Origin of the sequence: Nostoc sp., from assembly GCF_036917775.1 — a bacterium.
In the GTDB taxonomy this organism is placed as follows: domain Bacteria; phylum Cyanobacteriota; class Cyanobacteriia; order Cyanobacteriales; family Nostocaceae; genus Nostoc.
Window position 1 is genome coordinate 1 of record NZ_JBALEQ010000126.1, and the last position, 9,919, is coordinate 9,919.

Sequence of the window (9,919 nt, forward strand, 5' to 3'; positions counted from 1 at the left end):
TACTCACTTAATTTCCAATTGATGATGTATCAAAAAAATGTCTTAGTTCGAGTGCTGTGAATGGATTTTTTATTGTTTGTGAGAAATCCGGGTTAAAGAGATTATCATACGATAGCTTTCGTTCAGATAGACCTTTTGCTAATATACTGGGTACTACTTGAACTTCATCTGATTTATTGCCTATAATTGTATATGTGATTTTGAATATAGGTTGAGGAATCTCTAAGTCGTTTTTTTCAGATATCTTGTCTATTTTAGAGCGATTAATGTTTTTTATCCTATAACCAAATCTCTGTCCTTTAGGATTGTCTGGAGGCTTCAGACTAGTCTTATTTTCTACAGCATCTTTAATACTTCCCCCAATTTGATCAGCTATTATTATCAAGGGTTTAATCACATTTGATTTGGGAATTATATCAATATATAAATCTACATTTTCATAATCTTGATCGGATAAGTTATAGAGTAAAAGCTGAACTTGACTAACTTCTTCTACTGGATTTTTATTATCATTATTAAAAATAACTTTTATTTTATCCTTTGGAATATTTCTTTCTGAACCTATAATATTTGTTTCGTTAAGCGCATAGTCCAAATATCTAGTTTTATTTTGTTCTTGAGTAACTAAAATAGTAGCTATAGAACTTAATAAAGCACCAATTAAAGCAGGAAAAACCCAGTTAGCTAAGTTTTCTAATACTCTTTTCATATTCTGCCCATAACATCTTTTTGAGTAGATAATTAGATATATTCAGATGGTTCTTTAATACCACCAATAAATGTAGCTAATGATACCTTGGTAAAAGCAAAGATAACTTAGCAATAACAATTTAGTCAAGTGATATTTTAGCTGGTGTAATGACATTGTGTTCTAGGGGTTTGCCGATTGTTGGCGCAGCGTCTACGAACAGGAAAAGGTAGCACTTAGCACTCTATGTCACTGCTGCCGAAAGCATCACCCCAGTTTTTTACAAATAGGTAAAATTTTGAGCGTGTCTCCAATGCGATCGCAATTCTCATGTAAGTTCCTGAGTAAGGGCGATATTTATGCAGTTTGCGATCACTTTCGGCAACACATAACTGGCCATAGGCGATCGTCTTTACTATATTGATCCTTTCGTAACCGTCATATTCCTCGGCAGGACTGCTAGGATTTCCATAGATTCGGTTTAACAATGAGCTACTCAAGCAAGTTTCAGAGTTGCATTCATCAAATTTCGTGCTAACCAGACCAGAAATATTAGCTAATTTCAGGACAATAACACCATGAACACTGCTAAACTCACCACTGATGGCACTCACCAAATCGTTATTTTACCCGAAGACTTTCAACTTACTGGGACTGAAGTTTATATCAAAAAAATTGGTAACGCCATTGTCCTCATTGCCAAAGACAACCCTTGGGAATCCCTTATTGATAGTCTAGACAATTTTTCTGATGACTTCATGACTACTAGAAATCAGCCAGTTCTTGACACTAGAGAAAGTTTTTAAATGCGATACCTGCTTGATACGAACATCTGCATTTACCTGATAAAGCAAAAACCCCAAAAAGTACTGGATAAATTTCAAACCCTTACCATTTCTGATGTTGCTATCTCTTCCGTCACCGTTGCCGAACTCGAATATGGAGTTGCGAAAAGTCAACAGCAAGAGAAAAACCGCATCGCCCTGATGCAATTTCTGCTACCTCTAGAAATTGTCGAATTTAATCAAGCATCTGCAACTATTTACGGCAGCATCAGAAGTGATCTCGAAAGTAGAGGACTTATTATTGGTGCAATGGATATGCTCATTGCTTCTCATGCGCTGAGTTTAGGAGTTACCCTCGTCACCAATAATGTGCGAGAGTTTTCTCGTATTTCTACGTTCCTATTAGAAAACTGGGTTGAGTAGTTGTGAATAGGCGAGGTATTCGGTATTGTTAAACGAGTTTTTCCTAAAAGGTAATATTTTGAGTCATAAAGGAGTTCAAGCACGACTTAATTTTTATGACTTTTGAGGCTTTTATTGAATGAATAAATTCATCATTGGGATTGGGGTGTTTATTGGCTCTACGATTGGCAGCTACATCCCAGTCTTGTGGGGTGGAAGTTTGCTATCGTTCGCCTCGATCTTCTTTAGCGTTATTGGTGGTATTGCAGGGATTTTGCTTGCGTATCGCGTATCAAAATATCTAGGTTTTATCTGATCGGCGCTCTATGCCATTGTCGATGAAAGTTTTAAACGAGTCTTTTTCCAACAGGTAAAATTTTAACTGTGTCTTGTATGCGATCGCACTCTAAATTTGAAATGTAAAGCAGCTTTGTGTTTACTCCCTCAATCATAGCCAATACTGGAACAATGGAAGTAATGCTAAAGCGACATAAAAAACTATGAGTGAACTTCCTAACACCCTTGAAGATGCGATCGCCCAATCTCGTACAGCTGTCCAAGCTGCCCTTGCAGATGGTTGTACTCGCATACAAGTTGAGTTCTTGTTTCCAGAACTCAAGTTTATGCCGGTGGCGGAACAATTTTTGCCACTGTTTACAGAATACGATTCCCGCTTGAAGATTTTTTTTGCTGACGCGGGGGCTGCGGCCTTAGCCCGCCGTAATTGGACAGATGCACCATTTCAAATTTTGGATATTGGTACGGGAAGAACTGCTTCCTTACAAACAAAAATTCAGCCAGAGGATGAGATTTTCTTATTCATTGCCCCCACTTCCGTAGAAGTACCGCAGGTAGAAAAGCTATGTCAAGAAATAGGCGATCGCCCTGTAGTCTTTTTAAATCCCCGTCTAGAAGATTCTGGAACTGTGGGCATTGGTTATTCAGCAAGGCAAACTCGCCTGCGTTTCACTAATACCATTGAATCTTGTTATTACCTGCGCCCCATAGACGAGCAAAGTGCCCTATCTCGCTGCTATCCAGGACAGTGGGAAGTTTGGTTGGAAACCGATGGCGAATATCAAAGAATTGCTGAATTACCCACAAAACCATCGGGTGATGATTTGGATCAGATCCTTTTAAAAGGACAACCGCAAACAACAACAAACACTGCACCTGCAAGAAAGCCCAGTGTATTTAAGAGTTTGCAACGGTTCTTAAAGGCGTTGAGTAGTTAGGAGAAAGCAGAGGTAGCAGCAGGAAACTCGCTCATCTGCTGCCTCATTTTGAGTTTTTTATTTCTAAAACAGCAACTTGATGTATTTTGCCAAAGAGACGCGATTAATCGCGTCTCTACATGTTTAATTCGCTTGCAACGGTGCATTCAAGACTTTCTCAATGCGATCGCGTGTTTCTAATAAATGCGCTTTGGTGTATTCATCCTCAGAATTAACTCCCTTGAGTTTCTCATCTAATTGTTTGAGTTTATACCAAGCCAGAGTCCGAGCATCTTCTGGGACATATTGCTTTCGCAACACCATATCAGTCAAAATGTCCAGGTATTGTCGCTGCAAGCCTCGCCGTAAACTGGCAATCTTCATTGGTTTACCTTTTGGTTTGATTACTTCTGTCCAGATACCTGATTGCAAAGTGTCAAATAGTTCTGGTAGAGTCAGTGCATTTTCTGCTTTAGTTTTAAGTTCAATATCCTTGAGGCGAGAGAGGCGATCGCCTGAGAGTAAATCTCGCAATACAGAACCCTGCATGAGCAGCACCAAGTCATGAATAGGAAAATCCAAACGACCAACTTGGGGAGAACTACCCCAATGTCGCCAACGGGAAGGTGCTAATTTATTCAGTAGTTCTGGTGAAAAGCTCAGGGCATCTTCTGCAAACAAATATTTTTGCAAGGTTTCTAAAGCTTGTCGTTGTTCTTTAACTGGTACTGCTTCAAATGGTAATCGCTTTTGCCCAATTCCAGAGGGGATTTCGCTAGGGTGAATGCGATAAAAAGACTGTCCGCCGATGTATTTAGTGGTGTAATATATTTGTTGAAAATAGTTACCCAATACTGTACTAAAACGTTCGCTGACATCGCTGTAACTATCACCAGCTAATGGATAACGCTTATCGAGACGTTCCCACATCACCCGCGAATTATTCAACTGCCACTGAGAATAAAGCAGCACATTACCACTGTTATCCCAAGCATCAGCAGTTGGGTCAAGATCATACACATCTTCATCTGTAGAATAACTCAACTCTGGCTTATAGGATTGGGCGGCAATTTCTTCCAAAATTGGCTTTTCTGCTATGGGAGTTGATGTCTTAATTGGAATGTAGCCGTACTTAATCGCCCATTCATCATAAGGCCCCACCATACTGGGAAAATAATCTCCCTGTTTTGTCCCTTGAGGGGCAATATTTGGGGGAATATAGTCCATTACGGAAGTTGTCAGACCTTTATTTTTGGTAATTTCCGTATTATTCATCTCCTCCGGTGCTAGCAGAGTACTACCACGAAAGTTATGACGTAAACCAAGAGTATGTCCAACTTCGTGAGCGATGATTAAACGTAAATATTGATTGATATATTCTTTCACCTGATCTGGAGTGGCCATGGTATCTGGCAATAGTGACATCGCCAGGGAACCAAGGGCAAACTGGTTAGCAGCTTCCATCCCATAGCATAAATCGTATTCGCCTGCCATTTTAGATAAGCGGTTCAACAACTCTTGTTGCCCTGGCATCTGCTTGGGTAAAGCGTTGTTTTTACCATCTAAACCATTGGCGCAAAGTAGACGATTTTGCATCAAAGCTGATAAGGTCATCTGGCTTTGTGTTTGACTGGGTTGGACAATTTTGCGATACTCATTTTTAAGCGCCCGGATAAAGCTGGCATCTACGAGAATGTCTGCATCCAAAATTTCTCCAGTCAACGGATTAACGCGGGATGGCCCCATTGCAAAATAACCATCGACTGTGTTGATCCAGCGAATTGTGTTGTAACGAATATCTGCTGGGTCCCATGTTGCATCATCTGGCATCTGGCGGACTTCAATTGCATCCTTGAATCCCGCTTTGAGAAAGGCTTTGTTCCACATTAGGATACCTTCTTTCATCGCATCGCGGTACTCTAAGGGCACAGCGTTATCAATCCAGAAGACAATTGGTTTTTTGGGGCGAGAAATCAATGCTTTTGGGTCTTGTTTTTCTAAATCCCAGCGATTTATGTAACGGACAAAAGAATCGCCGCGATCGTCTTTGGATAAATCTTGGTAGGCGGTGATGAAATAGCCAATGCGATCGTCAGCAAGGCGCGGTCGATAATCTTTTTCAGGTAGCTGGGAGAGACTATAATGGACGCGCAAGGTATAGCCACGGTTATCAGCTAACGAGCCAAAACTTGGTGTTTCGCTGTCACGATCGCTGCTACCAGAGAAATTTAAAACTGACTCAATTTCTAAGTTTTGCGGAAAAGCTTTAGCAGTACCAAAATAGGACTGATCTGTGGTTGCTGGGACTCCTAAACTTGTAGATAATCCGCCTAAATCTGTCAGTAATAAATCGCCCAAATCGATCAGAAGAGTTTTGCGTTGGGGATGAATGCTTTTTATAGAAATGCTGTAGAGTACAGAATCACTAAAAGACCGAGCTAGCGATCGCGCTTGAGGATCTCCCTCACGAGTGCGAAAATTGACATTGCGGATAACAAAGTTTAATTTATCATCTACCCGTTGGAAATAAAACAAAAAATCTTGTAGAGGCATACCACTGTAAATACCCCGTTCCCCAATGCCCGATTCTAGGGTTGCCGTAGCGAGGTAATTTTTATTGAGTTGCTCTGGCTTAATTTCTAGATAAATTTTATTCTTTTCTTTATTGCGATAAAGGGTGAACAGTCCCCCTGACTTTTGGGTATCTTTCACTACTTCATCAAAAACCTCTAAATCATCCTTTGCTGGTGTTTTGGCAGGCTTAGGCTTTTCTGCGGGTTTTGCAACTTGCAAAAATGGTTGCTGTCCTGCTTTTTTAGAATCTTTCACTACCCAAATAAACGGTTGAGGCTGTAGGTGTTTATTTTGATTAACCACCCACACTTGCCCTGACGGTAGCCTCTGTTTCTGAGAAATATTGATGCTATTGAGCGATAATGCTGAGATTTTAGTTGAAGAAGTTTCTGCCGTTAACTGATTATCGGCTGTAACTAAGCTTTTTACAGCCTTATGGTTCGCTGAAAAATCTGGAGCAATTCCATTGACAAATGGTGATTTGGCGTTAGCTGTTGTTATTCCTAAAAACAAACCATGTAACAAAATCATATAAAAAGTTAATCTGTTGTTCATCGCATCAATCCCCCAATAACGATTCGGTAGTTAATTTTTAACTTTTGCAAAGTTATGTAGCCTGCTTTTTGCTGATTCTTTTAGCTGCTTTATATAAAGCAGTAAAGTTTAGACTTCAATTTTATTTGCCATTTTTCCGCAATGTTCACGCTGTTGTACAGATGAATTTTTCCTAACAATTGCGTCTTTTACAATGAGTAAGTATTATTTTTACATCAGACTAGTAAATATCTTGGGAAAAAAGTATAACAAATCAACCAAAGTCGGAAAATTACTTGATTTTTGAAAGAATTTTTCCGATCAGACTTATTTACATCAAGAGAAGAAGCTTGATGTGACTAAGGGTTAGCAAGAAGCCACCCTCAAAAACGCCGTCAGTGCAGCCCATCATAGATATCGACAACACATGATATTTTTCGTGTAGTATTTATTGATACTATTTATTTTTGGCAATGATAAACAAAGTAACAGAAAAAAAATTTTAGTTCCAGATTATCAAAACAGTAATTTAAATGTAACAACGGACACAGAAATGTCAACATATTTATCTCAAGTTTGGCAACTGCTGAGAAATTATGTGAGGGATATAAGCTTACAAGAGATGCCAAAGACTACATCGGTGGAAACTAAAGTCGGTTTATCTCCAGGAAAAACTATTAAAGTAAACAAAAGCGTTAAATTTGCTCAAGGTATACAGGAAGATTTATGGTTTCAAAGACTGCAAGAAAGCCTAGAAAAATGGACAATATCAAATAGCAGTTTGACTTCTAAGATAGGCGATCGCATATCGGGGCCGCTACCATCAGATTTATGCTTAACAGTGTGCATAGGCGTAGCCCCTCGTAGACATCGCCAGATGTATGAAGAGATTTATGATTTACTAGGCAATGGAGCGCTGAAATCAGAAATAGTCAACCAAATAATGGAATTGGTGGTGACTAGTCAAAAGATTGACCCAGAAGTGCTTTTCTGGCGGCTAGAAGATTTTTATCGTCGCTGGTGTCAGGGAGAATTTATTGATGCTACACCAGATGATAACCTGCCTCAGAAAACAAAATTAAAGCTAGCAACTCAAAATATTGCGATCGGGCTGAGACAGATAGACATCTATACAGGATTGAACGTACTGATTTTACTGTTAGAGTTACACCGCTACGCTCAAGAGCAAGATGAACTCAAAGAAAAAATTACCTTCTATCCATCAGCCCAGCCAGATACAGACAATTTTTTCACATCCCAACTGCTGCGGATCATTAACTATAGCGATGCCCTAGACATTGGCAACTTTAGCAGTATAGTCGGGCAATTCCTCAAAGGTGGTAACTTCCGTAATGCTTACTTGGGCGATGCCAACCTTACCGGGGCAGACTTTAGCGGTGCTGATCTCAGCCTTGCTTATCTCGGCGATGCCAACTTAACTGGCGTAAACTTCATAGGTGCTAACCTTAGCGGTGCCAACTTCGGCGATGCTAACCTTAGTGGCGCTAACCTCACTGGGGCTAACCTCACTGGTGCTGATCTCAGCAGCACTAATCTTAGTGGTGCTAACCTTAGCTGTGCCAACCTTAGCCGCGCCGACTTGAATCGCGCCGACCTCAGCAGTACCAACCTCAGCCGCGCCGACTTGAATCGCGCTGACCTCAGCCGCACCGACCTTAGCAGCGCCGATCTCAACCGCGCCGACCTCAGCAACGCCATTCTTTTTGGTGCGAATTTAAGTGAAGCCAACCTCAGCAACGTCAACCTTAACCATGCTGACCTCTGCCGCGCTGACCTCAGTGGTGCTAATTTGAGTCATGCCATCCTTAACGGTACTAACCTCAGCGACACAATTCTTTTCAGCACCAACCTTAGTGATGCCATACTCATGGCTGCTGACCTTAGCTATGCCAAACTTAATGGTGCCAAACTAAACAATGCCAGACTTAACGGTGCAATGTTCTTAGGCGCAGACCTTAGCGGTGTAGACCTGAGTCGGGTAAGCCTCAACGAAGCCGACCTCAGTGGGGTAATTCTCAGCGAAGCCAACCTCAGTGGTGCCGATCTCACCGACGCGATCCTTTTCGGTACAGACTTCAGCTATGCCAACCTTAACAGCGCTAACCTCAGTGGCAGTAACCTGAGTGGTGCGATTCTCAATGGCGCGAATCTCAGCCACAGTAACCTAAGTTACGCCATTCTCAATGGTGCAGACCTCAGCGATGCCAATATGGAAAAAATGACTTGGGGTAAAAAACAGCAATGGGAAGGTGTGCGGGGATTAAAGACAGCAGTTAATGTCCCGGAGGCATTGAAAGAAGAACTGGGGTTGAACTGAGGACGTGGTGATATCTTTATTTATGATTTATGTCCTTTGCGTCCTCAACATCTCTGTCGTTTTTAAATTATTCAGATGCTAATGGATATTGATATTCAGGGGGCTATATCCCGCTTGCTAGAGTGTAAGTCATTCACGTAGAATATAATGCCATTGTTGCGGCAGTTCTCATGACTTCATCTGCGTCATTTGACACATTAGAGTCTTTACAGGCGGATATCGCTGAATTGGTCGTTCGTCTACCGACATTAAAAAATCGGCAATTTATTCAGCAAGCACTTGCTACTATTGTTCGTCTTGCTGATACCGAAATTGAGCGTCTCGATTGGAAAATATTGTCGGCTGCGTTAGCAGATATGGAACGCGGTTTCCAGCTTTTTTATGATTATCGACACGTTCGCAAAGTCACCATCTTCGGTTCTGCTCGTCTAGCGCCAGATACGCCAGAGTACCAAATGGCCCTTGAGTTTGCTCGCGCTGTTTCTCAATTAGGATTTATGGTGATGACCGGCGGTGGCGGTGGAATCATGCAGGCGGGTCACGAAGGTGCTGGGCGAGAAAATTCCTTTGGATTAAATATTCAATTACCCTTTGAACAAGAAGCAAACCCTTTTATAGAGGGCGATCCCAAGCTAATTATTTTCAAATATTTCTTTACTCGCAAGCTTTTTCTCCTCAAAGAAAGTGATGCTGTAGCCTTATTTCCGGGAGGCTTTGGCACTCAAGATGAAGCTTTTGAATGTATGACATTAAGCCAGAATGGTAAGTTTGGCCCAGTACCTCTCGTTTTAATTGACCATCCTGGTGGTGATTACTGGCGGTCTTGGAGCGAATATATTGATAAGCAATTAGTCCAAAATGGTCTTGTCAGTCCTGAAGACCCCAGCCTTTACACGGTGACAGACAACCTGGATGTGGCTTGTGACGCTATTACTCGTTTTTACCAGGTTTATCACTCCTGTAGGTATGTAGGTGAGCAATTAGTCATCCGTCTGAAGACAGATATATCAGACTATCTTGTAGATCAACTCAATGCTGATTTCAGTGACATTATTGTTAAAGGACGGATTGATAAAAGTCAGGCATTACCTCAAGAAGCACAAGATGAAACAGTTGAACTACCCCGCCTCATTTTGTACTTCAATCAACGCGACTTGGGGCGTTTGTATCAGATGATTGCCACAATTAACCAAATGGGTAATGCTTCATCAGAAGATGCAGCACACCCAGAAAGAAAGTAGAGTTTAGGGGTGGATTTTTCCACCCGTATCCCAATATTTTTGACAGGCTTACAGCACTTCCGTCTGTTGTAAGGTACACTAGATTAAAATATAAATACTTTTAAATGAAGTCATACTCTGTAGATCTTCGAGAAAAAATAGTT

8 protein-coding genes are annotated in these 9,919 nt (G+C 41.1%); 5 read left to right on the plus strand and 3 right to left on the minus strand.

Annotated features, from left to right (window positions below):
• Positions 1-7: 7 nt before the first annotated feature.
• Positions 8-709 carry a hypothetical protein gene (locus V7K69_RS26195; protein ID WP_335039825.1) on the minus strand — a complete coding sequence of 234 codons (702 nt, stop codon included), beginning with the start codon at positions 707-709 and terminating at the stop codon, positions 8-10.
• A gap of 215 nt (positions 710-924) precedes the next feature.
• The gene (locus tag V7K69_RS26200) at positions 925-1,176 is read right to left on the minus strand and encodes a hypothetical protein (RefSeq protein ID WP_335039827.1); all 252 of its coding nucleotides are present in this window, start codon (positions 1,174-1,176) and stop codon (positions 925-927) included.
• A 90-nt stretch (positions 1,177-1,266) separates the two neighbouring features.
• Between V7K69_RS26200 and V7K69_RS26205 the strand changes: the two genes are divergently transcribed.
• The 3 genes from V7K69_RS26205 to V7K69_RS26215 all read left to right on the plus strand — a co-directional run bounded on the left by V7K69_RS26205 (position 1,267) and on the right by V7K69_RS26215 (position 3,110).
• Positions 1,267-1,494 carry an antitoxin gene (locus V7K69_RS26205; RefSeq protein ID WP_335039830.1) on the plus strand — a complete coding sequence of 76 codons (228 nt, stop codon included), beginning with the start codon at positions 1,267-1,269 and terminating at the stop codon, positions 1,492-1,494.
• Positions 1,495-1,896 carry a type II toxin-antitoxin system tRNA(fMet)-specific endonuclease VapC gene (gene vapC, locus V7K69_RS26210; RefSeq protein ID WP_335039833.1) on the plus strand — a complete coding sequence of 134 codons (402 nt, stop codon included), beginning with the start codon at positions 1,495-1,497 and terminating at the stop codon, positions 1,894-1,896.
• 479 nt (positions 1,897-2,375) lie between these two features.
• On the plus strand, positions 2,376-3,110 hold the full coding sequence (locus V7K69_RS26215; RefSeq protein ID WP_335039835.1) for a DUF1995 family protein: 735 nt from the start codon (positions 2,376-2,378) through the stop codon (positions 3,108-3,110).
• Positions 3,111-3,233: 123 nt separating this feature from the next.
• Here V7K69_RS26215 and V7K69_RS26220 read toward each other — a convergent pair whose 3' ends face one another.
• Entirely contained in the window at positions 3,234-6,218 is a 2,985-nt protein-coding gene (locus V7K69_RS26220) for a zinc-dependent metalloprotease (RefSeq protein ID WP_335039837.1), read from the minus strand.
• Positions 6,219-6,750: 532 nt separating this feature from the next.
• Here V7K69_RS26220 and V7K69_RS26225 point away from each other — a divergent pair.
• A complete protein-coding gene (locus V7K69_RS26225) occupies positions 6,751-8,535 on the plus strand; it encodes a pentapeptide repeat-containing protein (protein WP_335039839.1) in 1,785 nt (594 codons plus the stop codon).
• Between the two features lie 170 nt (positions 8,536-8,705).
• Positions 8,706-9,776 (plus strand): LOG family protein, encoded by a 1,071-nt coding sequence (locus V7K69_RS26230; RefSeq protein WP_335039841.1) that lies wholly within the window; start codon positions 8,706-8,708, stop codon positions 9,774-9,776.
• Positions 9,777-9,919: the final 143 nt, after the last annotated feature.

Bases quoted from the DNA above. Each gene is read 5' to 3' on its own strand.
- V7K69_RS26195 (WP_335039825.1), bottom strand. From the start codon at position 709: ATGAAAAGAGTATTAGAAAACTTAGCTAACTGGGTTTTTCCTGCTTTA.
- V7K69_RS26205 (WP_335039830.1), top strand. From the start codon at position 1,267: ATGAACACTGCTAAACTCACCACTGATGGCACTCACCAAATCGTTATT.
- vapC (WP_335039833.1), top strand. From the start codon at position 1,495: ATGCGATACCTGCTTGATACGAACATCTGCATTTACCTGATAAAGCAA.
- V7K69_RS26215 (WP_335039835.1), top strand. From the start codon at position 2,376: ATGAGTGAACTTCCTAACACCCTTGAAGATGCGATCGCCCAATCTCGT.
- V7K69_RS26220 (WP_335039837.1), bottom strand. From the start codon at position 6,218: ATGAACAACAGATTAACTTTTTATATGATTTTGTTACATGGTTTGTTT.
- V7K69_RS26225 (WP_335039839.1), top strand. From the start codon at position 6,751: ATGTCAACATATTTATCTCAAGTTTGGCAACTGCTGAGAAATTATGTG.
- V7K69_RS26230 (WP_335039841.1), top strand. From the start codon at position 8,706: ATGACTTCATCTGCGTCATTTGACACATTAGAGTCTTTACAGGCGGAT.